Origin of the sequence: Comamonas koreensis (assembly GCF_021026195.1) — a bacterium.
Taxonomy (GTDB): Bacteria; Pseudomonadota; Gammaproteobacteria; order Burkholderiales; family Burkholderiaceae_C; genus Comamonas; species Comamonas koreensis.
In genome coordinates, this window is sequence record NZ_JAJNCT010000028.1 from 205,377 (window position 1) to 230,575 (window position 25,199).

Annotated in this window: 19 protein-coding genes and 2 pseudogenes; 11 read left to right on the plus strand and 10 right to left on the minus strand. The window is 64.9% G+C overall.

The window, feature by feature from the left end; all coding sequences use genetic code 11:
• Positions 1-99 precede the first annotated feature (99 nt).
• Positions 100-1,284: an LLM class flavin-dependent oxidoreductase gene (locus tag LPW39_RS20210; RefSeq protein ID WP_230779273.1), complete on the minus strand. Its 1,185-nt coding sequence runs from the start codon at positions 1,282-1,284 to the stop codon at positions 100-102.
• A gap of 417 nt (positions 1,285-1,701) precedes the next feature.
• Between LPW39_RS20210 and LPW39_RS20215 the strand changes: the two genes are divergently transcribed.
• The 7 genes from LPW39_RS20215 to LPW39_RS20245 all read left to right on the plus strand — a co-directional run bounded on the left by LPW39_RS20215 (position 1,702) and on the right by LPW39_RS20245 (position 10,111).
• Positions 1,702-2,688 (plus strand): ABC transporter permease, encoded by a 987-nt coding sequence (locus LPW39_RS20215; RefSeq protein WP_230779277.1) that lies wholly within the window; start codon positions 1,702-1,704, stop codon positions 2,686-2,688.
• A complete protein-coding gene (locus LPW39_RS20220; RefSeq protein WP_230779282.1) occupies positions 2,688-3,713 on the plus strand; it encodes an ABC transporter permease in 1,026 nt (341 codons plus the stop codon). Before LPW39_RS20215 ends, LPW39_RS20220 begins: the two co-directional genes overlap by 1 nt.
• The gene (locus tag LPW39_RS20225) at positions 3,714-4,709 is read left to right on the plus strand and encodes an ABC transporter ATP-binding protein (RefSeq protein WP_230779284.1); all 996 of its coding nucleotides are present in this window, start codon (positions 3,714-3,716) and stop codon (positions 4,707-4,709) included.
• A 7-nt stretch (positions 4,710-4,716) separates the two neighbouring features.
• Positions 4,717-5,700, plus strand: a complete 984-nt coding sequence (locus LPW39_RS20230; protein ID WP_230779287.1) for an ABC transporter ATP-binding protein — start codon at positions 4,717-4,719, stop codon at positions 5,698-5,700.
• Between the two features lie 18 nt (positions 5,701-5,718).
• Positions 5,719-6,753, plus strand: coding sequence for an aldo/keto reductase (locus tag LPW39_RS20235; RefSeq protein WP_230779291.1), 1,035 nt, complete (start codon positions 5,719-5,721; stop codon positions 6,751-6,753).
• Between the two features lie 21 nt (positions 6,754-6,774).
• The gene (locus LPW39_RS20240; protein WP_230779294.1) at positions 6,775-8,001 is read left to right on the plus strand and encodes an acyl-CoA dehydrogenase family protein; all 1,227 of its coding nucleotides are present in this window, start codon (positions 6,775-6,777) and stop codon (positions 7,999-8,001) included.
• 121 nt (positions 8,002-8,122) lie between these two features.
• Entirely contained in the window at positions 8,123-10,111 is a 1,989-nt protein-coding gene (locus LPW39_RS20245) for an IPTL-CTERM sorting domain-containing protein (protein WP_230779297.1), read from the plus strand.
• Between the two features lie 92 nt (positions 10,112-10,203).
• Here LPW39_RS20245 and LPW39_RS20250 read toward each other — a convergent pair.
• The 8 genes and pseudogenes from LPW39_RS20250 to LPW39_RS20285 form a co-directional block, all read right to left on the minus strand.
• Positions 10,204-10,677, minus strand: a pseudogene (locus LPW39_RS20250) (Hsp70 family protein); the annotation flags it as partial.
• 44 nt (positions 10,678-10,721) lie between these two features.
• Entirely contained in the window at positions 10,722-12,086 is a 1,365-nt protein-coding gene (locus tag LPW39_RS20255) for a type II toxin-antitoxin system HipA family toxin (protein WP_230779300.1), read from the minus strand.
• A gap of 2 nt (positions 12,087-12,088) precedes the next feature.
• A complete protein-coding gene (locus tag LPW39_RS20260; protein ID WP_230779303.1) occupies positions 12,089-12,412 on the minus strand; it encodes a helix-turn-helix domain-containing protein in 324 nt (107 codons plus the stop codon).
• A gap of 273 nt (positions 12,413-12,685) precedes the next feature.
• Entirely contained in the window at positions 12,686-14,542 is a 1,857-nt protein-coding gene (locus LPW39_RS20265; protein ID WP_230779306.1) for an Hsp70 family protein, read from the minus strand.
• A gap of 3 nt (positions 14,543-14,545) precedes the next feature.
• Positions 14,546-15,220: a DUF2760 domain-containing protein gene (locus tag LPW39_RS20270; protein WP_133857494.1), complete on the minus strand. Its 675-nt coding sequence runs from the start codon at positions 15,218-15,220 to the stop codon at positions 14,546-14,548.
• A 239-nt stretch (positions 15,221-15,459) separates the two neighbouring features.
• A complete protein-coding gene (locus LPW39_RS20275) occupies positions 15,460-17,613 on the minus strand; it encodes a TonB-dependent receptor family protein (protein WP_230779309.1) in 2,154 nt (717 codons plus the stop codon).
• Positions 17,614-17,697: 84 nt separating this feature from the next.
• Positions 17,698-20,016: pseudogene (locus tag LPW39_RS20280) on the minus strand (ATP-dependent DNA helicase).
• A complete protein-coding gene (locus LPW39_RS20285) occupies positions 20,013-21,821 on the minus strand; it encodes a VRR-NUC domain-containing protein (RefSeq protein ID WP_230779312.1) in 1,809 nt (602 codons plus the stop codon). The pseudogene LPW39_RS20280 and the gene LPW39_RS20285 overlap by 4 nt, the downstream one beginning before the upstream one ends.
• Positions 21,822-22,120: 299 nt before the next feature.
• On the opposite strand from LPW39_RS20285, the gene LPW39_RS20290 reads away from it, so the two are divergent.
• Genes LPW39_RS20290 through LPW39_RS20305 form a run of 4 tightly spaced genes read left to right on the plus strand, consistent with a single transcriptional unit; the run spans position 22,121 to position 24,777 of the window.
• Entirely contained in the window at positions 22,121-22,606 is a 486-nt protein-coding gene (locus tag LPW39_RS20290) for a hypothetical protein (RefSeq protein ID WP_407928886.1), read from the plus strand.
• Positions 22,603-23,097 carry a hypothetical protein gene (locus LPW39_RS20295; protein ID WP_230779315.1) on the plus strand — a complete coding sequence of 165 codons (495 nt, stop codon included), beginning with the start codon at positions 22,603-22,605 and terminating at the stop codon, positions 23,095-23,097. Before LPW39_RS20290 ends, LPW39_RS20295 begins: the two co-directional genes overlap by 4 nt.
• Before the next feature lie 55 nt (positions 23,098-23,152).
• Positions 23,153-23,779 (plus strand): superoxide dismutase, encoded by a 627-nt coding sequence (locus LPW39_RS20300; protein WP_230779318.1) that lies wholly within the window; start codon positions 23,153-23,155, stop codon positions 23,777-23,779.
• 32 nt (positions 23,780-23,811) lie between these two features.
• Entirely contained in the window at positions 23,812-24,777 is a 966-nt protein-coding gene (locus LPW39_RS20305; RefSeq protein ID WP_407928884.1) for a ZIP family metal transporter, read from the plus strand.
• A gap of 84 nt (positions 24,778-24,861) precedes the next feature.
• On the opposite strand, the gene LPW39_RS20310 is transcribed toward LPW39_RS20305, so the two are convergent.
• Positions 24,862-25,098 (minus strand): hypothetical protein, encoded by a 237-nt coding sequence (locus tag LPW39_RS20310; RefSeq protein ID WP_230779321.1) that lies wholly within the window; start codon positions 25,096-25,098, stop codon positions 24,862-24,864.
• Between the last annotated feature and the right edge of the window lie 101 nt (positions 25,099-25,199).

A 25,199-nucleotide genomic window follows, 5' to 3' on the forward strand; every position in this document is an offset into this window, starting at 1 on the left:
GACAAGGCGCCGATAGCACGCAAAAAGCGCAAAGAAAAACGGGAGAGACGGAGAAAGTCTGTGGATAAAGCTGTGCGCAGTGCAGCGCAGGTGCTGTCGCTAGAAACGCAAGCCGGCCTGCTTCATCAGCGGCAGAATGCGGTCGCCAAAAAATTCCAGATCGGGCTTGAAGTCGAAAAAGCTCAGTTGCAGCCCATCGATGCCGGCGCGCTTGAGCTGCACAAACTGCTCGACCACCTGCTCGGGCGTACCGATCACTTCGATATTTCCGCCGATGGCGCGGCGCTTGGGGGCATCAAGCGCCGTGCGGCCGCGCCAGGCATGGGCATCGCTCTTCAAGCTGCTGAAGCCGTCCGGGGTGCGCTGGTCCTGGTGGGCCACGATGGCATCGTGGTAGGCCCAGGTCTCGGCCTCGGTATCGCGACTGATGACCATCGGGTTGAGCAAGGTGCGCACGGTGCGGCCGGCATTGCGCGCCTCTTGTTTGACGCGGGCCGCATGGGCGGGCAGCACCTCGATGGCGCGGGCAAAGTCGGAGGCGCCGGGGCTGGTGATAAAGACCAGGTCCGAGTGCCGGGCCGCAAAGGCAATGCCAGCGTCCGAGCCGGTGGCATTGACCAGCGCGGGCCGGCCAAAGCGCGGCTTGGGGCTGACAAAGCCGCCCCCCAGCTTCCACGGCGAGATGCCTTCGAACGAGTAGTTCTCGTCATAGGACCACAGGCGCTGCACCACCTCGATGAACTCCGAGGCCAGGTCATAGCGCCGGTCATGCTCGATCTGGTCCCAGCCAAACATCTTGTGCTCCACCTCGCGGTGGCCGGTGACGATATTGATGCCCCAGCGCCCGCCCGAGATATGGTCCAAGGTGGCACCCCACTTGGCCAGGTGCAGCGGGTGCAGCGGGCCGTAGAGCACATGGATGGTCGAGATCAGCATGATGCGCCGGGTGACCGAGGTCAGCGCCGCCGTGGTGGCAAACGAATCCAGCGCATCCCCATTGAACACCCCGCCATAGCCGCCCTTGGGCAGCCACTGCGACAGCGCAAACACCAGATCAAACCCGAGGCTCTCGGCCTTCAGCACCAGGTCCTTGTTGTAGTCAAAGCGCCAGTCGGTGCTGCGCGGCAGGGTCGAGGCACTCCAGCCCCCTGCCTGGATCGGCAGAAACAGGCCCAGCAGAATTGGCTGCGCAAAAGCCTGCGACAGGGGGCTGTCCGGAAAAGCCAGCGGCGAGGCGAATGTCTCTCGATCAGCGAGCGTATCCAGGGGTATTGCAGAGTTCATGGAGCGGCCAAGGGTTTTCAATACAAAGGATGGGTAAGCGGTCTAGAGATAAACCGGTTATTTCAGCATCCGCATTGGCTTGAATAATCCCATGAATCACCGCCCTACTCTTGCGCCGATTTTGCATTTGCATATTTAAAAATCAGCCATCGGTGATGGCATGCCAATCCCAATGCCAGCACAGCACCAGAGCTTATAGCTTGCAGGCATGTGCAACCAAGCAAACAATATATGCGGTTTTGGCTGCACATCCGCTCAAAAAACTTTGGTGAGCGGCCACCAACCGATAAAAATCAGATACCGATATTTGTTATTTAATTTGCGCCTTTTGATATATGAAATGGCATGCTGCAAATAACAGAGATAAGGCAGTAACGCTCCTATCATGCACAGGGTCACCCGCTATCCATAATGCGCATGAATACCACCCCACGTTTATTACGCTCGCTCTGGTTCAATGCCAAATACGCAGTGCCCACGGTGCTGGGCGTAGCGATCTTGAACTTTCTGCTGCTGCAGCTCACGCCCGGTGATGCGGCCGATGTGATGGCCGGCGAATCCGGCGCGGCCACGGCCGAGACCCTGGCGGCGCTGCGCTCGCGCTTTGGGCTGGATCTGAGCGTGCTGGAGCAGCTGCAGGCCTACCTGGGCAACCTGGCGCATTTCAGCCTGGGCTTCTCCCCGCGCTACAACATGCCGGTGATGGAGCTGATCGGCCAGCGCCTGCCCAGCACCTTGCTGCTGATGGGCCTGGCGCTGGCGATTGCCCTGAGCCTGGGCATTGCGCTGGGCACGGCGATGGCCTACTTTGCCGGCCGCCTGCCGGACCGCCTGCTGTCCGTGCTGTCGCTGCTGTTCTATTCGGTGCCCGGCTTCTGGACCGGGCTGATGCTGATCGTGCTGTTCTCGGTCAAGCTCGGCTGGCTGCCCAGTGGTGGCTCGGCCAGCATTGGCTCCGAGCTGAGCGGCCTGGCCGCCGTGCTCGACCAGCTGCGCTACATGGTGCTGCCGGCCACGTCGCTCGCGCTCTTCTATGTGGCGATCTATGCCCGCCTCACCCGCGCGGCGATGCTGGAGGTGCAGTCGCAGGACTTTGTGCGCACCGCCGCCGCCAAAGGCCTCTCGCCCTGGCGCATCACCCTGCGCCATGTGCTGCGCAATGCGCTGCTGCCAGTCACCACGATGGCCGGCATGCACCTGGGCGGCATGCTCGGCGGCGCGGTCGTGGTCGAGACCGTCTACAGCTGGCCCGGCCTGGGGCGCCTGGCCTTTGAGGCCGTGCTGAGCCGCGATTTCAGCGTGCTGATGGGCGTGCTCTTTCTCTCTTCCCTGCTGGTGATCGCCGCCAATGTGCTGGTCGATCTGCTGCATGCCTGGCTGGATCCCCGAATCGAGGTGCGCTGATGTCTTTGTCTTCCTCTTCCCAAGCGCTGCCGATTCCCCCGGCCGCCGCCCATCCGCTGGCTGCCGCGCAAGCGGCCCACAGCAGCACCAGCAGCGCCGAGCCCGATGCTGCGCCCTGGCCCAATCTGCATGCGCCCGATGCGGTGCGCACCAGCACCAGTGCCGCCAACGCCGGCAGTGGCAGCCAGGGCTACCGCGCGCTGCGCGTCTTTCTGCGCAACCCCACGGCCATGCTGGGCTGCAGCTTTTTGCTGGCCGTGCTGCTGCTGGCGGTGACGGCGCCCTGGCTCTTTCCCGGTGACCCGCTGGACATGGTGGCCCAGCCCTTTCTCTGGCCCGGCCAGGATGCCGCCTACCTGCTGGGTACCGATTCGATGGGCCGCGATGTGGCCGCCGGCATTGCGCACGGCGCGCGCGTGTCGCTGCTGGTGGGCGTGTCCGCCACCTTGATCGGGCTGAGCCTGGGCATTGGCATTGGCGCCGTCAGCGGCTACTTTGGTGGCTGGGTTGATGACCTGCTGCAGCGCGTGGTGGTGCTGTTCCAGACGATACCCAGCTTTATCTTGCTGGTGGTGCTGGTGGCGATTGCCCAGCCGGCAATCAGCACCATCGTCGTGGCCATTGGCCTGGTGACCTGGCCCACGGTGGCGCGCCTGGTGCGGGCCGAGTTCCGCGCGCTGCGCCACAAGGAGTTTGTGCTGGCCGCCCGCGCGCTGGGCTACTCGCACAGCCGCATCATCCTGCGCGAGATGCTGCCCAATGCGCTGCCGCCCATCATCGTCACCTCGTCGGTCATGGTGGCCTCGGCCATCCTGCTGGAATCGGCGCTGTCCTTCATGGGCATGGGCGACCCGAACGTGGTCAGCTGGGGCAGCATGATCGGCATGGGCCGTGACCTGCTGCGCACCGCCTGGTACCTGACGGCCGCACCGGGCCTGGCCATCGTGTTTGCCGTGCTGGCCTTTAACCTGATTGGCGATGGCTTGAACGATGCCCTCAACCCCCGTCTGTCGCAGGAGCGCTGAATGTCCGAAACCTCTTTGTTGGATGTGCGCGGCCTGAGCATCCGTTTTCCGCAACTCGATCCGGTGCGTGGGCTGAGCTTCAGCGTGCAGGCGGGCGAGACCTTGGCCATCGTCGGCGAATCGGGCTCGGGCAAATCACTCACCGCGCTTGCGCTGATGCGCCTGCTGCCGCGCGCGGCCCGCATTGCGCAGGGCGAGATCCGCTTCAACGGCCAGGACCTGCTGGCGCTCGATGAGCGCGCGATGCGCCAGCTGCGCGGGCGCGAGATCGGCATGATCTTCCAGGAGCCGATGACCTCGCTGAACCCGGTCTACACCATCGGTTGGCAGATTGCCGAGGTGCTGCGCCAGCACGAGGGCTTGAGCGCCAAGGCCGCACGGCTGCGCGCCATCGAGCTGCTCGATACCGTGCGCATCCCCGATCCGCAGCGCCGGGTCGATGACTTTCCGCACCAGCTCTCGGGCGGAATGCGCCAGCGCGTGATGATTGCGATGGCGATTGCCTGCCGCCCGCGCCTGCTGATCGCCGACGAGCCCACCACCGCGCTGGATGTGACCATCCAGGCCCAGGTGCTGGACCTGCTCGACCGGCTGCGCAAGGAGCTGTCGATGGGCCTGATCCTGATCACCCACGACCTGGGCGTGGTGTCCCAATGGGCCGACCGCGTGGTGGTGATGTATGCCGGCCGCGAGGTGGAGCAGGCCCGCCCCGGCCCGCTGTTTGACGAGCCCCTGCACCCCTACACCCAGGGCCTGCTGGCGGCATCGCCCCGGCTGCAGCCCGGCGCGCACTACCTCGATGGCCCGCTGACCGAGATTCGCGGCAGCATCACCTCGGCCATCGGCCAGGCCGGTTGCGCCTTTGCGCCGCGCTGCCCGCGCGCCCAGGCCTATTGCCACAGCGTTGTGCCGCCACTGCAAGCAGCAGGCCCGCAACGCCTCAGTGCCTGCCCCATCACCCTGCCTGCGTCTGCACGCAGCGCCCACCTTGCCTAGGACTGCCATGAGCCTGCTGACTGTCAGCGATCTTCAGACCCATTTCAAACTGCCCAAGGGCGTGCTGCGCGCCGTCGATGGGGTGTCGTTCAGCATTGCCAAGGGCGAGACCGTCGGCCTGGTCGGCGAATCGGGCTGCGGCAAATCCACCCTGGGCCGCAGCCTGCTGCGGCTGGAGACACCGACGGCCGGCCAGGTGGCGCTGGACGGCGAGGACATTCTGCCCTTGCAAGGCGCGCGCTTGCGCAGCCTGCGCAAGCGCATGCAGATGATCTTTCAGGACCCGTTTGCCTCGCTCAACCCGCGCCACAGCATCGGCAGCATTTTGGAGACGCCGCTGCAGGTGCATGGCCTGGGCGACCGCACCCAGCGCCGCCGCCAGGTGGAGCGCCTGCTCGACCGCGTGGGCCTGCCGCGCAGTGCGCTGGGCCGTTACCCGCATGAGTTTTCGGGCGGCCAGCGCCAGCGCCTGGGCATTGCCCGCGCGCTGATGCTGCAGCCCGACTTGGTGGTCTGCGACGAGCCGGTCTCGGCGCTGGACCTGTCGATCCAGGCGCAGATCCTGAACCTGCTGGTCGAGATGAAGCGCGAGTTCGGCCTGTCCTATTTGTTCATCTCGCATGACCTGTCGGTCGTGCAGTACTTTGCCGACCGGGTGCTGGTGATGTACCTGGGCCGCATCGTCGAGAGTGCCGACCGCCGCAGCTTGTGGAGCGCTCCGCGCCACCCCTACACCCAGGCGCTGCTCGATGCGGTACCGGACCCGAGCCGGCACCGCCAGGCTGCCCCCTTGGGCGGCGACCTGCCCAGCCCGCAGAACCTGCCCAGTGGCTGCCGCTTTCATCCGCGCTGCCCGCGCGCCACCGCGCTGTGCACCACGCAGGAGCCGCTGCTCAGCGACAGCGGCAACGGCCACCTGGTGGCCTGCCACCATCCGCAGCTGCCACAGACCGCTGGCACGCAGACCTCCGTCATTTCTTTTGTCCACTAACCCTTTTGCTTTGTTCACATGACCTACCGTTATCTCGGCCGCAGCGGCCTCAAAGTCTCCCGCCTCGCCCTGGGCACCATGATGTTTGGCGGCCCCACCGATGAGCAGACCGCGCACGCCATCATCGCCAAGGCCAAGTCTCAGGGCATCAACTTCATCGACACGGCCGACGTCTACCAAAAGGGTGTGACCGAGCAGGTGGTGGGCCGCGCGCTGGCCAAAGACCGCCATGACTGGGTGCTGGCCACCAAGTTCGGCAACCCGCTGGGCGAGGGCCCGAACCGGCGCGGCACCTCGCGCAAATGGATCATCGAGTCGGTCGACAACAGCCTGCGCCGCCTGGGCACCGACTACATCGACCTGCTCTACTTTCACCGCGCCGATTTTGATGCGCCGCTGGGCGAGGCCGTGCGCGCCATTGGCGACCTGGTGCGCGCGGGCAAGCTGCGCTACTTTGGGCTGTCCAACTTTCGTGGTTGGCGCATTGCCGAAGTGGCCCACCTGGCTGATGCCGAAGGCATTGACCGCCCCATCGCCAGCCAGCCGCTCTACAACATCGTCAACCGCACGGCCGAGGCCGAGCAGCTGCCCGCTGCTGCCGCCTACGGCCTGGGCGTGGTCTCGTACAGCCCGCTGGCCCGGGGCGTGCTGACCGCCAAGTACCCGAATGTGGAGGCGGCCGAGCCCGGCTCGCGCGCCGCGCGGCTGGACAAGCGCATGCTGGAGACCGAATGGCGCCCCGAGTCCATCGACATCGCCGCCGAGATCAAGAAGCACACCGACGAGCGCGGCATCAGCCCGGTGGACTTTGCGCTGGCCTGGGTGCTGAACAACCGCCTGGTGACCTCCGCCATCGCCGGCCCGCGCACGCCTGAGCAGTGGGATGGCTATATCCGTGCGCTGGACTACCAATTCACCGCCGATGACGAGGCCCTGGTCAACCGCCTGGTGGCTGCCGGCCACCCCTCCACCCTGGGCTTTACCGACCCCGGCCACCCGGTCGAAGGCCGTGTGCCCTATGTCGCGGCTACCCCCACGCCGGCAGCCGCTTAAAAACCCCAAAAGGCCACCGCCATGAATGCCTCTGTTCCTCCCTTGCGCACCAGCCACCCCAGCCGCGATGACCTGCTGGCCCGCCTGCCCCAGCTGGCTGCCGATATCGGCCAAGGCGCTGCACAGCGCGAGCTGCTGCGCGAGCCGCCCTGGGCGGCGTTTGACCTGCTGCGCGCATCGGGCCTGGGGGGCCTGCGCATTGGGCGCGAACAGGGCGGGCCGGGCGGATCGGTGGCCGATGTGGTCGAGGTGGTCAGCACCCTGGCTGCGGCTGACTCCAACGTGGCCCATGCGCTGCGCACCCACTTCAACACCACCGAGCTGCTGCGGCTGGACACCAAGCCCTCGCCCCTGGCCCAGCGCCAGAACGCCTGGGCCTTGCAGGGCAAGCTGTTTGGTGGCGCCTTTACCGAGCTGGGCACGGCACGCGCCGGCATCAGCACCTCCACCCTGCTGCGCGATGGCGTCCATCACCGCTTGAATGGCAAGAAGTACTACGCCACCGGTACGGCCTATGCGGATTATTTCAACGTCTTTGCCGTCAATGACGAGGGCCAGGGCGTCAATGCCGTGATCCCCGTGCAGCGCGAAGGCGTGCGGGTGCTCGACGACTGGGACGGCATGGGCCAGCGGCTGACCGCCAGCGGCAGCCTGGAGCTGAACAACGTGCTGGTCTATGACGACGAAATCAGCCCCGGCGCGCGCGACAACCTGGCGGGCCGCCATGCGTCTGCGCTGCGCCAGCTGATCCTGGTCGCCACTGCCGCCGGCATTGTGCGCAATATCCTGGCCGATGCGCGCCACTATGTGCTGCAGCTGGGCAGGCCTGCGATGCACAGCCCGGCCGAGCGCTCACGCGACGACCACTTTGTGCAGGCCGTCGTCGGCGAGCTGGCCGCTGCCAGCTATGCGATCGATGCGCTCATCACCGCCAACGCCCGCCAGCTCGACCAAGGTGCCTATGCCATCGTGCACGCCCCGCAGAGTGCGGACGACGCCGTGCTGCAAGGCGCGCTGGCCACCGCCCAGACCCAGCTGGTCGTCAGCCGGCTGGCGCTGAATGCCGGCGAACGCCTGTTTGAAGTGGGCGGCGCCTCCGCCACCTCGCGCCAGCTGAACCTGGACCGCCACTGGCGCAACCTGCGCACCATCTTCAGCCACAACCCGCTGCTGCATAAGACGCGGGTGGTGGGGGACTATGTGCTCAATGGCACGCGCACGCATCTGGAGGAGGGGCGGGTGTTTTGAGCGGGTATGGCGGAGGTGTTGCAGCGATGGTTAATTTTTGCAAATAAATTTACAAAATGTGGCTATTTTAACTAAATCAATTACATTCGCGCAGGTCAGTGAAAGATTTCTCAGGAACACCATGATCTGCAAAAGCCATTCCCGTATTCCCGTCACCCCGCACCGTGTTTTGTTTGCTGCCTTGGTCGCCAGCTTTGCCTCGGGCAGCTGGGCCGCCTGCTTGGATACGCCTTCCGGCAACGCCGCACTGACGGCCTCTGCGGGCAGCATCTGCAACGCCAGCCGCACGGACTACAGTGGCAACAACGTTGCAGGTGCATATGGTGATGGATCGGTGCTGAATCTCTTGGCGGGCACCAGCCTGGTCACCACGGGCGGCAGCACCTATACCTTGAGTTCAGGAGGGCTGAACGTTGGTGGTACGCCTACAGAAGCCGCCTCCTTGGTACATGCGCTGGGGGACCTCAGCCTCACCTCGCGGGGCAACAACAGCCGCGCCCTCTATATCTACTCCGGTGCCAATGCAGGCAATGTGCTCAACAAAGTACAGATTGATGGGAACCTGGTAGCCATGCGCGCCGGCAGCTCGGGCGGCGCCGTGGTTCAGAACACCGGCGGCGTAATCGAGGTCACAGGCAGCACCCGCCTGGGCGCCGATGCCTCGACCACGGCACCCGCACCGGTGGACGGCATCCGCAACGGTGCCTCCGGCGGCACCACAGGGAGCAACTTCTTCCGCAATGGGCTGACCATTTACTCCGCAGCCACCGGCATTTCCAACAGCGCCGGTCTGGTGCAGGTACTGGGCGCTGCCGCCAGCATCAACAGCACGGCAGGCGCCGCCATCAATATCTCGGCCGGCACGGTCGATATGCCTGTGCCAGCCACCATTACCAGCGGCACAGGCACAGCGATTCTCGCCAGCGGTGGGCAAGTGGCGTTGGGCAACAGCACCCCCTCATCAGCCACACCCGCAGCGGGCACCAGCCTGGTCAGCCTCGGCACCCAAGCCGTAACGGTACAGGGCGCCAACGGCATTCTGGCCAGCGCACCAGGCGGCAACACCGTGCAGATGCAAGGCGGCAGCGTGGTCGCCAACACGGGCGATGCGATCTCGGTGAACGCTCCAGCTGCTGCAAACAGCATCCATATCCAGGCCGGCCAGCTGACTGCCAGCGCAGGCCGCGCGATTGTCGATGGCCCTGGCAATGGCAACACCAGCGTCATCTTGGAAAGCACTGCCCAGGTCAGCGGCAGCATTGTGCTGGGTGATGGCTCGGACAGCCTGACAATCCATGGCACGGACATCAGCCAGATCACCTTGATCGACGGCGGAGACGATGTCTCGACGGCAGACGGCTTTGTAGACCGCCTGACCCTGGCGGGCATCAACGGCCCGCAGCCGGCAGCCAAGTTTCTGAACTGGGAGCGCATCAGCCTGACAGGCAACAGCGACCTGACTTTAACCGGCAGCAGCCTGGTCACCGGCAGCGGCGCGCTGGCCGGCGAAGCGATGGGCTTGGTCGTCAACGGAGGCAATACGCTGCGCTTCCAGGATGCGACGTTTTCGGTCAATGGCGATCTGGGCAACCAGGGCCAGGTGGCGCTGGCCAACAGCCATGCGGGCGATGTGCTGACTGTCACGGGCAACTACGCCGGCGGTGGCAGCCTGGCGCTGGATGTGGTTTTGGGCGACAGCAGCTCGGCCGCCGACCACTTGGTGGTGCAAGGCAATACCGATGCAACGCCCACCACCTTGGCCATCAGCAACCTGGCCGGCGCCGGCGCCGCCACCAGCGGCGATGGCATCTTGCTGGTGCAGGTGGCTGGCAGCTCTGCCGCCAATGCCTTCACACTGCCTGCGCCCGGCTATATCGATGTGGGTGGTTTCCGCTACCAGCTGGTCCAGGTCGGCAACAACTGGTACCTGCAGTCAAAGGCCATCGTCGTGGCCGACCCTGATACGCCAACCAACCCTGAGGAGCCTCCGGTTCCTGGCACCACCACCCATCTGGCACCGGTGCCTACCCTGAGTGGATGGGCGCTGATGCTGCTGTCATCCATCGCAGCGATGTTCGGCATGGGCCAGCTCCGCAGGCGCCAGCGCTGATCCTGCCCCAACGGAAAATGGCCAGTCAGCGCAACACTGACTGGCCATTTTTTTATGGGCGAAGTGGCCGCCGCATCACAACGGCCCGTAGCTTACTGCTCAGCCGCCGTCTGCGCCCGCACATCAAACTCCACCTTCCAGCGCTCGTCGCCGCCCACAGGCACGGCGTTGAGTTCCAGCGTGCCGATATCGGTCACGCGGGCATGCAGGGTGACGGGGACGACCTCGCCACTGGCGCGGCCTTCGGCGGGCAGGTTCAGCTCGATCTCCTGCAGCTCCAGCAGCTCCTCAGGGCCCCAGAAGTCGAGCATGGTGCCAACGCTATCGCTGCGGCGCACGCTGGAGCCAAAGAAGCGCATGCGCACCGGCTCGCCAACGACCAGGCCGAACTCCTGCGTATCGAGGGCCGCCTCACTGCCCTCTTCCATGCCAAACGGTGCCAGGCACAGTGCGGACATGGGGGGCTCCATGCCGGGAATCGCAGGCATGTTGGACTCGACGCCGACATAGTAGGACTGCGCGGTGCCGCCACGGATGCGCACACCCCGGCCTTCGCGCACATGGCCGGGCGTCGTCATCCCCCACTGAGTCTGCATGTTCAGAACGAGGGTTATGGCGTGTCAGGGGCTTTCTCTTTCGGTGCTGCGCCAGCCTGCGCCCCTTTCCCCACTCGACGCTTCAGAGACGCAATGACTGGCGAAGAAAGGAAGTGGGCTAAGAGCTTTTCCTTTTGCTCCGGCAGTAAATCTGAGGCCTCAATCAGGCCCGGCCAAGCGGCAAACGCGCGCATGGCCGTCTCTTTGACAATGGCACGTGCCTTCGTCTCAAGAAGACCATCCACCGCATTGCATAGCGCGCGAATGGTCCCAGGTGTAACGCGCGCTCGGGGCTCGGAGTCAGGGGTGAACCTGAGAGCGTGGCCGCGTCCACCGACAAATACGGAGTAGGCGACAACGTCATATGCGGGGGACAGTACCGGCGTACGGCCATCGAGATAGAGCAGGCCGTAGTTTTTGAGATGCCCGTCGTAGTTGCCCAGCATGTCGTTGACCACTAAGCGCCTCAGCAGCTCATGGGCACTATCCAAGCCAAGCCCAGGGGTGGTCATCACGAGATTCAAAAGCGTCGCATAGTTGGCCCTGTCAGCGGTGTACTTGAGACTGGGCGGAACATCCAGAATCTGGGCGAAATCCTCACAGTGAATATGCACCTTTCCCTGACGGTCAAAGCGTGTCACGGCTAAGAAATTTCGCCCTTCTCCCAAGGTGAAAGGTGATTCTGTCTCCATCTGGGTCATAGGTACGAGCCGCACATCACACACATTGACGCCTGCTACGCTTGCCAGCTGCATAGACAATGCTTCGACCTCTGGCAACTGCGGATAGTTCGAGGCAGGAAGCTTGGCAATGATGTGCACCCCCTCCACGTCCTTGGTCCTTGCGACATACCGGCCACTCTTTTCCACCAGAGATAGCTTGGGCTGAACACCCGAGAGGGATGTTGCTTCTGGCACCGGCGTTGGCACCACGCTCATCTCCAATGCATCTTGGTTTTGGGTGACGATGGCCGCAATGTCTGTGCTTTCGATGGAACCAGGCTCGACGTACACGGCGCCCGGCAAGTCGGTACCGCAAACGCTTAGCAGCCCAAAGTCATCGTTCGGCTGGAGTCCAGCAAGCGATTCCAGATGCAGTCTTAGAGGTCCCTCTGGCAGCAGGTTTTGAAAGAAGTTGGGAAGGCGATCGCCAACCCCGTTGAAGAAACCCTGGAAGACGTACTGAGCGAGGAAAACCTCGCGTCGCGCCTTGTCATCCACCGATGCCGCAAGCGATAGCCGAGGTGCACTATCGTCGCGCCAGTAATCTGTAGCCGGGATCAGGCGGGTGGTTGCGTCCGGACCAGCGCCGTACTGGAAGAGCAGACCAACTTTGTGGCGACTCTCGCCAATGAAAACATCCAGTGATCGATACCTCATGCTCACCCCAAGCCCTGAAATTTACCCTCGACTTGGCTCTCCAGCCGCTCCAACCGCCTTTCAACATCGCTGAGCATGCGGTTTGGTGGACGCTCCTGTGAAGCTCGCATGCTCTGTGCAGCTGCCTTAGGGACCAGCACAAACTCCAGCCCCAGCGCATCAGCAAGCGCAACAGCGTTCGTAAACCGAGGGGCAGCCTCGCCATGCAGCATCGACCTCACCGACTGATCCGACAGCCCTGTGCGTTTGGCCAGCTCAACGGCCGACAGCTTTGAGGCCTGTTGGGCTTTGGTAAGTTCGACCGACAGGTCTTTGAGTGATCTCACGATAGAAAACCATCGAATTATTTAAAAACATTGGTTTTATACCACTTTGCATAGATTGAAATCAATAGTTTTACATCGTTTTTCACAAAACCAATGATTAACCAACGAAACATAGCATCGAGCATCTACGATGTTTTATCATTGTTTCTTGCTGAAACGATGGTTTTACATCGTCGTATTCCTCGGACCTGTTGATGCCTCAATGTGGAGACGCAAAAATGCCATCTCGCGGTGGCATTTTTCTGGGGGCTGCGCTGGACAGAAGAGCGCCGCTTATTGCTCCGCCGCCGTCTGCGCCCGCACATCAAACTCCACCTTCCAGCGCTCATTACCGCCCACAGGCACGGCATTGAGTTCCAGCGTGCCGATATCGGTGACGCGGGCATGCAGGGTGACGGGGACGACCTCGCCATTGGCGCGGCCTTCGGCGGGCAGGTTCAGCTCGATCTCCTGCAGCTCCAGCAGCTCCTCGGGGCCCCAGAAATCGAGCATGGTGCCAACGCTATCGCTGCGGCGCACGCTGGAGCCGAAGAAGCGCATGCGCACCGGCTCGCCCACGACCAGGCCAAACTCCTGCGTATCCAGGGCTGCCTCGCTGCCCTCTTCCATGCCAAACGGTGCCAGGCACAGCGCGGACAGGGGGGGCTCCATGCCGGGGATCGCGGGCATGTTGGACTCGACGCCGACGTAGTAGGACTGCGCGGTGCCGCCACGGATGCGCACACCCCGGCCTTCGCGCACATGGCCGTAGTAGGCAGCGCCACGGGCCACAGCCAGGTCCAGGTTGGCACCGTCCAGCAGGCGTGCGGGGGCAGCGCCTTCGGCGGCCAGCCAGCTGTTCAGCACCTGGGTGATGCGCTGCTCGATCTGCGGGGCCTTGAGCACGCCGCCGTTGAACAGGATCGCGGTGGGGTGCAGAAAGCTGGCGCCTTCGGGCTGCGTGCCCTGCAGACCGTCGATCTGCTCGGTCACGCCGGCTTGGCGCGACAGGAAGGCGGCCAGGTGGCGGGTCACCGCAGCATCTTGCGCATAGGGCAGACCCAGCTGGGTCAGCGCACCACGCGCGCGGCTGATGGGCTTGTCGCTCACCGCCACTTGGGGGAAGAAGCCTTCGACCAGGGTGGCCAGCACTTCGCTGCGCGTCACCTCGGTGCGGATGCTGCCGCCGATCAGCTTGCTGCCCCGGCTGGGCACCACCACGGGTACGGATTGCAGTGCCTCATCGGACAGCAGTTGCTCCTTGGCAGCGCGGCAGCCATGGGCCAGCGCGCGGGTTTGCCAGGCGTCGAGCTGCTTGCCCTCTTGCGCCAGTTTGCGCGCCACGGCATAGGCCAGGGCCAGGTCCATGTTGTCGCCACCCAGCAGGATGTGCTCGCCCACAGCCACGCGCTGCAAGGCCAGGTTGCCATCGCGCTCCAGCACGGCGATCAGCGACAGGTCGGTGGTGCCACCGCCTACGTCGACGACGAGGATCACATCGCCGCTTTGCACTTGCTTGCGCCAGTCGCCACCGCTGGCCTGGATCCAGCTGTAGAGCGCGGCTTGCGGCTCTTCGAGGAGGCTCAGCTTCTGGAAGCCGGCGGCCTTGCAGGCCTCGGCCGTCAGCTCGCGTGCGGCCGGGTCAAAGGATGCGGGGATGGTGACGGTGATGTCCTGCGCATCAAACGGCGCCTCGGGGTGGGCCTGCTCCCAGGCCCAGCGCAGGTGCGACAGGTAGCGGATGGAGGCCGTCAGCGGCGATACGCGGTGCACCTCGGCCGGGGCATCGGCCGGCAGCAGCGGGCTGCGGCGGTCCACACCGGGGTGGCAGAGCCAGCTCTTGGCGCTGGAGACCAGGCGTATCGGCGTAGCCGCACCGCGCGAGCGGGCAAACTCGCCCACGACAAAATCCTGCTGCGCGCCCCAGGGCAGCGCCATGTCGGCGGCGCTCAGCTCGCTCTCATGGGGCAGGTACAAAAAGGATGGCAGCAGCGGGCGCGCTTCAATGCTGGCGGGCGCCGTGAGCTGGGGGATGGCCAGCACATGCTGGACCAGGTGGTCACCATCGCTGGCGCTCTTGTCCACATAGGACAGCGCGCAGTGCGTGGTCCCCAGGTCGATACCGATGCTGAATTGGGCAGGTGCTGTCATGGCTTAGAGCTCCACTTCGGCCTGGGCCAGCACCTTGGCGGCGGCGGTGTCGGTCAGCTGGGGCAGCTTGACCTCGGTCACCTGCCAACCCCGGTGGCCCAGGGTGCCGGTGAACGGGGCCTGGCCCACCACATTGCCGGTCAGGCGCACGGCAGCGGCATCAAAGCCGGCCTGCAAGGTGATGCGGCTGCCTTCGGCCTCGGCACGCACAGGGGCCAGCGCGAAGTGCTCGCGCAGCACCTTGCGGCAGCCTTCATGCACCACGCGGGCGGCGGCGCCAATCTCGGCATCGGTGTAGGGCGCCACGTCTTCCTGGATAAAGTCGACAAAGCGGGCCTCGCGCTGGAGCAAACCCAGCAGCTGCAGCGCAGCGGTCTCGGTGGGCAGTTGCACGGTCTTTTCAACGAGCTTCTCGACCAGCTTTTCCACCGGTACTTCGACCCGCTTTTCTACCGTCTTCTCGACGATTTTCTCGACCGGCACTTCAATGCGGACTTCGACGATCTTCTCGACCGGGACTTCGACACGCACTTCCTGGGGGGGCACATCAGCCGCCAGGCGTTCACCGCCACGCACGCGCTGCACATCAGCGGCGAGGCGGCCATTGCCCAGAATGGCGAAGAAGCTGCCGATCGCTATGGCGATGCGGCTGAAAAAAGATGGGGGGGTGTTGTTCATGGAGGCACCAACAGACACCCGCCAGGGCGCTATGGCGCTGCGCGGTCAGGGCCGGGGCAGCTGCGCAGCGCAGGCGGGTGGTTTTAAAAACGGGGCTTGCGGCAAGCGCTGGGCCAGGACTCTACAGCCGGCGGCCAGCCCGCAAAACCGGGGATTTTACCGGCTGGCCCTATGCCCCCGCGCTATGCACCAGCAAGCTGTGGATAAGCATCCCGGGGGGCGATAGCTGCGGTAAGCGCTTAAAACTGGTAGGTCACGTTGACGCCACTGGCCCAGTTGCGCCCCATTGCGCTTTCAAAATAGCGCTGGTTGCCGTCATTGACGATGACCGAGCCGATGTAGTTCTTGTCGAACACATTGTTGACCCTTGCAAACGCGGCCAGGGTCCAGCGCGGGGCAATCTGTGCGCGGTAGCCCAGGCTGAGGGCGGTGGTGGCATAGCCGGGGGCAGCCTGCGTATTGGCATCGTTGGCCTGCACATTGGAGCTGGCCTGCACACCCATGCCGACCGTCCAGGCCGGCGCAAAGTGCCAGTCAGCGCCCAGGTAGGCGTTGTGGCGTGCCAGGCCGGGCAGGCGCTGGCCAGCGATGCCACTGCCCGAATCCTCGCGGAAGCGTGCATCCAGCCAGGTGTAGGCGGCGCGCAGCTGCCAGTCGCGCATGAGGTCCAGCTGGGCCGACAGCTCCAGGCCCTGGCGCCGGGTTTTGCCGGCATTGCGGTAGGTGGTGCGGCCGCCAGCGCTCTGGTCGGTCACGATCTCGTCACTGCTGTGCGACTGGAACAGCGCCGCGCTCCAGAGCCCGCGCAGCGCATCGCCGCGCAGCTGCTGGCGGTAGCCCAGCTCCCACTGCGTGCTGCTGGTGGGCCGCAGATCGGTGTTCAGGCCCGAGCCGCTGTTGCGGTAGGACATCTCGGTGATGCTCGGCGTCTCAAAGCCGCGCCCCACGCTGGCGTAAACCGTCTGCTGCGGGCTGAGCTGGTAAGAGAGCGAGGCGACAGGCAGCAGCTTGCTGTGGCGGCTGCTGCCGCTGTCGTCGCCATTGCCGGGGGTGATGTAGTAGTCGTCCGATCTGAAGCGCACGCGGCTGTAGCGCAGGCCGGTGTCCAGGCTCCAGCGGGGCGCCAGCTGCCAGCGCGCCTGCACAAAGGGGTCGGTACTGCTGACCTTGTTTTTCTCATCCCGGCGCAGCTGGCCGCGCACCCCATACGTATCGCCGACAAAATTCTCGTAGCCCTGGCGGTTCTCGGTCATCTGCTGCAGATCCAGCCCCGCGCTCAGCTGCAGCGGCACGATGGTATCGAACTCACCCACCCAGACCAGGCGGGCACCGGCATAGTCGCGCGCCATGTCGATCACGCCGCCGGCATGGCCCGGCGACAGCTGTGGCGCCTTGGGGATGGACTGGTACTGCAGCATGCTGCGGTGGCCGTAGTAGGCCGACAGGCTCAGGCTTTGCTGGGCGTTGATGTGCAGGTCATAGGTGGCGCCCAGCTGCTGCTGCTCCAGCGATTTGCGCGTGTTGTACTGGTCGGCCACGCTGCTGGCCTGGCGCGGATCGGCCTGCCACTGCGCCATGGTCAGGCCCTGCGGGTCCTGCGCATCGCCCTGGGTGTGGTTGGCCACCAGGGTCAGCTTGTCGCCATGCGCCAGCGGAATCACCAGCTTGGCGTTGAGCAGGTTGCGGTCGGCGGCGCTGTGCTCGCGGTAGCCATCGGTCATGAAGCGGCTGGTGCTCAGCACATAACCCATGCCGCCATCGGTCTGGCCGCTGGCCTTCAGGCTGTAGCGCTGCTGGCCATCGCTGCCCACGCTCACGCCGGTTTCCAGCTTCAGGGGGCCTTGCGGGTCTTCGGTGTAAAAGCTCAGCACACCGCCCGAGGCATTGCCGTACAGCGCCGAGTACGGGCCGCGCAGCACCTCCACCCGCTCCAGGCTGGAGATATCGACATTCGAGGTCTGGCCCTGGCCATCGGGCATGGTGGCAGGTATGCCATCGACATACAGGCGCACGCCACGCACACCAAAGGTGGAACGCGCGCCATAGCCGCGCACGCTCAGCTGCAGATCCTGGGCATAGTTGTTGCGGTTGTTCAGGGTCAGGCCGGGCACGCTGCCCAGCGCTTCGGACAGGTTGACCTGCATCTGCCGATCCTGCAGCTCGCTGCCTTCCACCACATTGGCCGAGGCCGGCAGGCGCAGCAGATCGGCCGTGCCGACGGCCGAGCGCACCGACACGGTGGGCAAGGTGGCTTCGGCAGCGGGTGCCTGTGTGGCTTCAGGGGTGGAAGGTGTTGCTGGTGCAGTTTGCGCAGCGGCGGACAGGGCGCACAGCAGCGCAGCGGCCCCGGCCACAGGGCGCAGGGGCGAGAAAGAAAAGGCTTGGATCGGCATAGAGGCCCGTATTTTCTTACAGCGCCCTAAGGCATGGGAAATTTGGTACAGAAACCCCTAACAGCCTCTGAGACAAACGCTGCGCTACAGTTTTTGCGGCTCCCACCAGCTTGGCAGCAGCGCGCGCACCTGGGCGCGGTGAAAGCGGTCGTCGATCAGCACCACCACGCCCCGGTCGTCCTCACTGCGAATCACCCGCCCGGCAGCCTGCACCACCTTGCGCAGCCCCGGGTAGAGGTAGGTGTAGTCATAGGCCTTGGCGGCGCCAAAGCGCTGGGCCATGGCCTGCTGCATATGCGTGTTGATGGGGTTGATCTGCGGCAGGCCCAGGGTGGCAATAAAGGCGCCAATCAGCCGGTTGCCGGGCAAATCCACCCCTTCTGAAAACGCCCCGCCCAGCACCGCCAGGCCAATGCCCTGCCCCGCCTCATCAAAGCGCGCCAAAAACGCGGCGCGCCCGGCATCGTCCATCGCCGAGGTCTGGCAGAACAGCGGCAGTTGCGGATGCAGGCGCTGAATGCATTCGGCCGCGCGCTGCAAATAATCAAAGCTGCTGAAAAAGCAGAGGTAGTTGCCCGGCTGACGGGCAAACTGCGCCGCCACCAGCTCGGCAATCGGCACCAGCGACTGCGCCCGGTCCTGGTAGCGGGTGGAGATATGGCCCGCAATCTGCACCTGCAGCTGCGCGGCCTGGAAGGGTGACGGTACATCCACCCAATGCGTGGCGGGCGGCAGGCCTAGCAGATCCTGGTAGAAGGCCTGCGGCCCCAGGGTGCCGGAGAAGAGCACGGTAGCGCAGGCGGCGGTATGGCGCGCGGCCAGGTGCGGTGCGGGCACCACATTGCGGATGCAGAGCGTGGACATGGGCCCCCGGCGGCCGGACGCCGCGCTGCTCCACAAACTGGTATCAAACAGCGCATGCGGCCCCAGCTGCTCGGCCAGGTTCAGCCAGGAAAGCGCCTCCAGATAAAAGCCCAGCACCGCATCGCCGGGCAGCATGGGGCTGTCGCCCTGGGCCTGGGCAATGGCGGCCACGGCGCGCTGCACGCTGCCCAGCAGGCCGGGCGGCAGCTCGGGGTAGACCTGGTAGTCCTGCCCGCCCTCTTGCTGGGCCTTGTTCAGGGCCGTCCATTGGCGGTTCAAGGCATCCAGCGATTTCTTGACCGGGCCGGTTGCCGCCTTGCGCGCTGCAGCCAGGGTGTGCTGCGGCAGCTCGGCCGTGTACATGCGGCGCGCGCGTTCGAGCAGGTTGTGGGCCTCATCCACCAACACGCCCACCTTCCACTGGTGCGCCTGGGTCAGCGCATACAGCATGGCGGCGCTGTCGTAAAAGTAGTGGTAGTCACCAACCACCACATCGCTCCAGCGCGCCAGCTCCTGGGTCAGGTAATAGGGGCAGACCTGGTGCTGCAGCGCCAGGCTGCGTACCTTGTCGGGCGTCAGCATCGGCTCCTGCGCCAGGGCCTGGGCGCGGGCGGCAGGCAGGCGGTCGTAAAAGCCCCGGGCCAGCGGGCAGGATTCGCCATGGCAGGCCTTGTCCGGGTGCTCGCAGCTTTTGTCGCGCGCCTACAGATCGACTACGCGCAGTGGCACGGCCCCTGTCTGGCCCTGCAGCGCCGTCTGCAACAGGCCCAGCGCATGCAGGGCCAGCCGGTGGCCGGTGGTCTTGGCGGTCAGAAAAAACAGCTTGTCCAGCCCCTGCGCCGCACTGGCCTTGAGCATCGGAAAAATCGTGGCCACGGTCTTGCCAATGCCGGTGGGCGCCTGCGCCATCAGGCAGCTGCCGCCGCCCGCCTGCAAGCCTGCCTGCGCGGTGCGGTACACCGCCACCGACAGCGCCCGCTGCCCGCTGCGGAACTGCGCAAACGGAAAGCGCAGCGCCGTGAGCGCCGCATCCCGCGCGCTGCGGTGCGCGGCCTCGCTGCGCGCCCAGTCCAAAAACAGGCGGCATTGCTGCTCAAAAAACGCCTGCAGCTCGGCGGCGCTGTATTGCTCGGCCAGCACGGTCTCCTGCTGCGTGCCCACATTAAAGTAGACCAGCGCCACCTTCAGGTTGGGCAGGCCCCGCTCCAGGCACAGCAGGTGGCCGTAGACCTTGGCCTGCGCCCAGTGCAAGGCGCGGTGGTTGTCGCGCACGCTGTCGATCTGGCCCCGGTAGGTTTTAATTTCTTCGAGCTGACCCAGGGTCGGGTCAAAGCCATCGGCGCGGCCGCGCACCTGCAGGTCTTCAAAGCTGCCAGCCAGGCGCAGTTCCGCCTCATAGCCCGCACCCCGGCGGGCGCGTACCAGGCCATGGCCTTCGATGCCCTCCAGTGCCGATGGCGCCGGCGTAAAGCGCAAATCCAGGTCACCCGCGCGGGCGGTGAACTCGCACAAGGCGCGCACCGCCACGGTGTAGCTCATGCGCCCGCCTCGCGCCACTGCACATGGCAGACGCCCACCGGTATGCCATGGGCGGCGCAGTACTCCAGCCAGCGGATCTGGTTGTCCTGTAGCTTATCGCCCGGGCCTTTGACCTCCACCAGCTGGTAGCGCCGCTCCAGCGGCCAGAAGCGCACCAGGTCCGGAAAGCCGGTGCGGTTGGCCTGCAGATTGCCGAGGAGGCGCTGGAACAGCAGCTTGAGGTGGGCCGCCGGTATGCAGGCCAGCGCATGCTCCAGCAGGGCATCGGTCAACGTGCCCCAAAACACAAAGGGCGACTGCAGGCCGGCCTTGTCGGCAAAGCGCTGGCGGATCACCTCGGCGTAGCTGCCGTCATCCAGCATGGCCAGACAAGCGCCAAACAGCGCCGCACGCCGCGCAACAAAATCGGGCGCATACACATCGGCCGGCCCCGCCTGGAACGGATGAAAAAACGCCCCCGGCAATGGCGCAAAAATCGCCGGCCAGCACAGCAGGCCAAACAGCGAATTGACCAGCGCGTTCTCGACATAAAACACCGGCGCATCGTCGCGGTGCCAGTGGTCGCGCAAGGCGTATTCCACCGGCATCAGGCGCAGGCCTTCGGGGGCCTCGGCGGTGTTCATGGCCTCGCCAGCGCGCAAGGCCGCTTCCAACGCTGCGGCATCGCTCAGCGCATCCATCGCCGCCAGATCGGGTGCCATGCGTGGCATGCGCAGCACCCGGTCCAGCGCCACATCCTCGCGCAGCTGCGCCACCTCGGGTTTGAGCGCGCGGCGGCTGGCGCTGCGCTGGCCCAGGTGGCGGCGCAGGCGCGGCAGCATGCGGGCCAGGCGCTGGCTTTCTTCATCGCTCTCGGGCTGCTGCGCAGCGGCGCTGGCCAGGGCCAGGGCCTCGTCAAAGCGCTCCATGCGCTCCAGCACGCGCATGCGGCGGTGGCGCGCACCCGGGTAGGGGCTGGCGGCATAGGCCTGCTCGGCCAGCGCCCAGCTTTGGCTGCGCTCGCAGGCCTGGCCCAGGCGCAGCAGCACCTTGGCATGGCGCTGCTGCAGCCAGGGGTTGGCGCTGCGCCAGGCGGCCAGCGCGTCCATCAAGGCCTGGCGGTCCTCATCCTCATCCACCGCCTGGCGCCACTGCTGCAGCTGGCGGTAGCCCTGCACATCGGCACGGGTCTGGAAGGCGCGCGACTGCGCATCAAAGGCCACCGTCTCGTATTTGAAGATGCCCAGGTCGGCCAGCACAAACTCCGACCAGTCCTGGTGCAGATTGCCAAAGAACATCAGCCGCAGGCCTTCGGCCAGCTCGCCGACCGTCACGCGCCAGGCGGCATGCTCGGCCTGCGGGTGCCAGCGGTGGTAGGGCTGCAGTTGCTCTTCGGCTTCTTGCTCGGCACCTGGATCAGACTGCTGAACCCATTGCGCAAGCTGGGCCAGCATGTCTGCCTTGCGCAGCGAGCGCGCCAAACCGGCATTGGCAAAGATCTGCAGCAGCTCGGGCTTGGTGTGCAGCGCAAACAGCTCGGCCAGGGCCATGTCGGCATCGGCATCGATCCAGCCCAGCGCCAGCAGGGGCTGCGCGGCGGCATGCACATCGGGGATTTCGTCGTAGACCAGCTTGTCCGCGCGGAACCAGGGCCCGCGCCGCATCAGCATGCGCACCATCAGCGCCTGCGACTGCATGGGGGCTTGGGCAAAGTCCGCCAGAAACTGCTGCTCCTGCGCATCCAGCACATCGCCATAGCGCTGCCCCAACCACTGCAGCGCGCGCTCGAAGTTGTGCAGGTAGTAGTAGCGATGGGGGGCCAGCATGGGGTTGGATGCGGTGGGTGTGAGTGATAGCTTATCTGTATTTTTATACAGCTATTTTAACTTCGCAGCCATGTCCCCTTCCGGCCGTATGGCTCGCTCAACTGATAGCGCTATTCCACTGCTAACTGGCAGGCCATATACAAATGAGTTTGCGAATAGAAACGATTCTCATTTATTATGTTTTTATTTGACGCTGCCTTGATGCCGAGCAAAGTGTTTTCCGTTTATCCCGTGGAGGCGAGCCAACCGTGCCAAACCCAGACAGTGACATCCATCCGTTGGTGCAGGAGCACGGTGTGATGCTGCGCCACTATGCTGCTCTGCAAGCGCGCTGCACGGCCCAAGTCGATGCTCTGCGTGCGGAAGTCGAGGCGCTGCGCGCCCAGGTCACCCAGCTGCGGGCCCAGGTCATCATGCGCGACAGCGCCCTCATCTGGGAGCGCGAAGACCGCCTGGTGCACCTGTCGACCATCGCCAACCGCGCGGCCGTCACGGCCGTGCGCCGCTGCGTGGACCCGGCCGCGACGATGGAAGTGGCCGCCGTGCCCCAGCCCCCACCCGATGCCTATCTGCAAGAGCTGGGCCAGCATGCCACCAACCTGGTGATCTGCCAGACCGGCTGCATCAGCCACGGCGGTTACTGGCGCGACCACGACCAGTGCAAGCGCCTGGGCACCACCTGCCTGCTGGAAGACCCCAAGGCCTTTGTCCCCACAGAAACCGCCAAGGCCTCGCACGCCTGGGTGATGACGGCGGCCAGCGTGCCCGCCAAGGAGCTGCCATGAGCTCGCGTTTTCCGTCCTCCGTATCGGGCCCGCTGCTGCTGCGCGAATGGGAGCGCCTGACCCAGACCGGCGTGGAAGCCAGCCGCGACAACCGCCCCGAGCAAGCGCTGGCCTGGCATGAGCATGCGCTGCGCGTGGCGCACCAGCTGTTCCACGATGCGCCGGCCGGCGTCTGCGCCGATGACCGCCTGGCCGCCTTTGTGGTCGCGCACCTGAACCTGGCCGACTGCTTCAACACCTTGAGCCAGCCCATATCGGCCGGCGAGTGCATCAACTGCGCCCACCACCAGCTGCTGGCCTTGACGCGCGACGACCATGCCTGCGCCGATCTGCGATCGGCCGCCTGCAAGCACCTGCACCACACCTTTGCCGCATTGACCGAGCACCACAACCGCTGCGCCGCCCGCGAGCGCGAGGATGCGATGGAGCGGCAGGCCCACAGCGTTCCCATGCCTTCGGGCAACCCGCCGCCGGGCACGCTGCTGCACTGACAGCCGCCGCACCGGCATTGACCCACTGTTCTCCACTCAACGACTAACACACGATATGTCCTATACCCTGCCCAAGCTGGCCTATGCCTACGATGCCCTGGAGCCCAACATTGACGCCCAGACGATGGAGATCCACTACAGCAAGCACCACCAGACCTATGTGAACAACCTCAATGCAGCGGTTGAAGGCACGGAGTTCGCCAACCTGTCGATCGAAGCGCTGGTGGCCCAGGTGGAATCGCTGCCCGAGAAGCTGCGCCTGCCCGTGCGCAACAACGGCGGCGGCCATGCCAACCACAGCCTGTTCTGGGAAGTGATGTCGCCCAGCGGCGGCGGCCTGCCCCAAGGCGATGTGGCCAAGGCCATCGATGCCGATCTGGGTGGTTTTGACGCCTTCAAGGATGCCTTCACCAAGGCCGCACTGAGCCGTTTTGGCAGCGGCTGGGCCTGGCTGACCGTGACCCCTGAAGGCAAGCTGGCGGTGGAGAGCAGCGCCAACCAGGACTCGCCACTGATGAAGGGCATTGGCTCGGGCAACACCCCGATCCTGGGCCTGGATGTGTGGGAGCACGCTTACTACCTGAAGTACCAAAACCGCCGCCCTGAATACATTGCCGCTTTCTACAATGTGGTGGACTGGGGCGTCGTTGCCCGCAAGTACGCCGCAGCGCTGGGCCAATAAGCCATTCCCCCACTGAGCACGCGAGCACGCACATGACCCCAGGCAACCAACCGATGGAAATGGACAACCAGCCCGATCCGCGCGATGACACATCGCGCAGCACCGCCAGCCCTGTGCCTAAAACGGCGCTCAAGCTGCGAACCCGCATCGGTCTGTTGATCTGTGGCCTGGGGGTATTTGCGCTCGGCGCGCTCATCTGGGATGGCCTCAAGAACGAGCCATCGGTGCGCAGTGCCCTATTGGGTGGCTGCATGGCCGCCCTGGCCACTGCGCTGGGCACCCTGCCCGTGCTGCTGGCCCAGCGTCCGTCTGAACGCACACGAGACACCCTTTTTGGATTTGGCGCCGGCGTGATGCTGGCCGCCTGCGCGTTCTCGCTGGTCATCCCTGCACTGGATGCCGCACGCGCCTCGAATATCTTTGGCGGCAGCGCCTGGGCCGCTGGCGGTGTCGTCGGCACCTCCATCCTGCTGGGCGGCATGGCCCTCTTGGTGATGGACCGCCTGCTGCCTCATGAACATTTCATCAAAGGCCGCGAAGGCGCCAGCGCCCAACAGCTGCGCCGCACCTGGCTCTTTGTGTTTGCCATCATCCTGCACAACCTGCCCGAAGGCCTGGCCATTGGCGTGGGCTACGCCGGCAATGAAGGCATGCGCGCCAACGCGCTGGCCATCGGCATCTCTATCCAGGATGTCCCCGAAGGCTTTGTCGTAGCCGCCGCGCTGCTGGCCGTCGGCTACAGCCGAGGCTTCTCCGTCCTGCTGGGCATCGCCTCCGGCCTGGTCGAGCCCCTGGGCGCCGTCGCCGGCGCCGCCATCATCGGCAGCTCCGCCCTGCTCCTGCCCTGGGGCCTGGGCTTCGCCGCCGGCGCCATGCTCTTCGTCATCAGCCACGAAATCATCCCGGAATCGCACCGCAAGGGGCATGAGTTTTTTGCGACTACGGGGTTGATGGTGGGGTTTGTTTTGATGATGGTGTTGGATACGGCGTTGGGGTGAGGGGCTGGGTTGCGGGCGCGTTAGAGACACATGCCAATACTGCACGCGGCGTGCTAAATGGCCCAGCGGATTCAGGGAAGATTGCTAACTCGCTGCGGTTGCAGCTACGCCCGTCTGATATTTGAAGAGGCGCAACTCATGCTTAGCCCTAGATCGCTTATGCAGCAGTTCCTCAATGTCCAACATCCCAATATCGACACCATAGATGTCGTTCAGGTTGGCTGAAAGATCGTCAGCGACGAACACTTCGTCGAGATCGAAGATCCCAACCGCTTCGAAATGTGTTCGATCGCCGGGCCCTTCGTGGTTCGCATCGCTCAAGCCAGGGAGCATGTCCAAAGCGCGGCTGTATGGGCTTCCCCCGGTTTTCCGGACACATCGAATGACATGATGCGTTTAGGAGGCGAATATGCCAAGGACGA

Excerpts from the sequence above, each read along its gene's own strand:
- LPW39_RS20210 (WP_230779273.1), bottom strand. The coding sequence starts at position 1,284 with ATGAACTCTGCAATACCCCTGGATACGCTCGCTGATCGAGAGACATTC.
- LPW39_RS20215 (WP_230779277.1), top strand. The coding sequence starts at position 1,702 with ATGAATACCACCCCACGTTTATTACGCTCGCTCTGGTTCAATGCCAAA.
- LPW39_RS20220 (WP_230779282.1), top strand. The coding sequence starts at position 2,688 with ATGTCTTTGTCTTCCTCTTCCCAAGCGCTGCCGATTCCCCCGGCCGCC.
- LPW39_RS20225 (WP_230779284.1), top strand. The coding sequence starts at position 3,714 with ATGTCCGAAACCTCTTTGTTGGATGTGCGCGGCCTGAGCATCCGTTTT.
- LPW39_RS20230 (WP_230779287.1), top strand. The coding sequence starts at position 4,717 with ATGAGCCTGCTGACTGTCAGCGATCTTCAGACCCATTTCAAACTGCCC.
- LPW39_RS20235 (WP_230779291.1), top strand. The coding sequence starts at position 5,719 with ATGACCTACCGTTATCTCGGCCGCAGCGGCCTCAAAGTCTCCCGCCTC.
- LPW39_RS20240 (WP_230779294.1), top strand. The coding sequence starts at position 6,775 with ATGAATGCCTCTGTTCCTCCCTTGCGCACCAGCCACCCCAGCCGCGAT.
- LPW39_RS20245 (WP_230779297.1), top strand. The coding sequence starts at position 8,123 with ATGATCTGCAAAAGCCATTCCCGTATTCCCGTCACCCCGCACCGTGTT.
- LPW39_RS20255 (WP_230779300.1), bottom strand. The coding sequence starts at position 12,086 with ATGAGGTATCGATCACTGGATGTTTTCATTGGCGAGAGTCGCCACAAA.
- LPW39_RS20265 (WP_230779306.1), bottom strand. The coding sequence starts at position 14,542 with ATGACAGCACCTGCCCAATTCAGCATCGGTATCGACCTGGGGACCACG.
- LPW39_RS20270 (WP_133857494.1), bottom strand. The coding sequence starts at position 15,220 with ATGAACAACACCCCCCCATCTTTTTTCAGCCGCATCGCCATAGCGATC.
- LPW39_RS20275 (WP_230779309.1), bottom strand. The coding sequence starts at position 17,613 with ATGCCGATCCAAGCCTTTTCTTTCTCGCCCCTGCGCCCTGTGGCCGGG.
- LPW39_RS20285 (WP_230779312.1), bottom strand. The coding sequence starts at position 21,821 with ATGCTGGCCCCCCATCGCTACTACTACCTGCACAACTTCGAGCGCGCG.
- LPW39_RS20290 (WP_407928886.1), top strand. The coding sequence starts at position 22,121 with ATGCTGCGCCACTATGCTGCTCTGCAAGCGCGCTGCACGGCCCAAGTC.
- LPW39_RS20295 (WP_230779315.1), top strand. The coding sequence starts at position 22,603 with ATGAGCTCGCGTTTTCCGTCCTCCGTATCGGGCCCGCTGCTGCTGCGC.
- LPW39_RS20300 (WP_230779318.1), top strand. The coding sequence starts at position 23,153 with ATGTCCTATACCCTGCCCAAGCTGGCCTATGCCTACGATGCCCTGGAG.
- LPW39_RS20305 (WP_407928884.1), top strand. The coding sequence starts at position 23,812 with ATGACCCCAGGCAACCAACCGATGGAAATGGACAACCAGCCCGATCCG.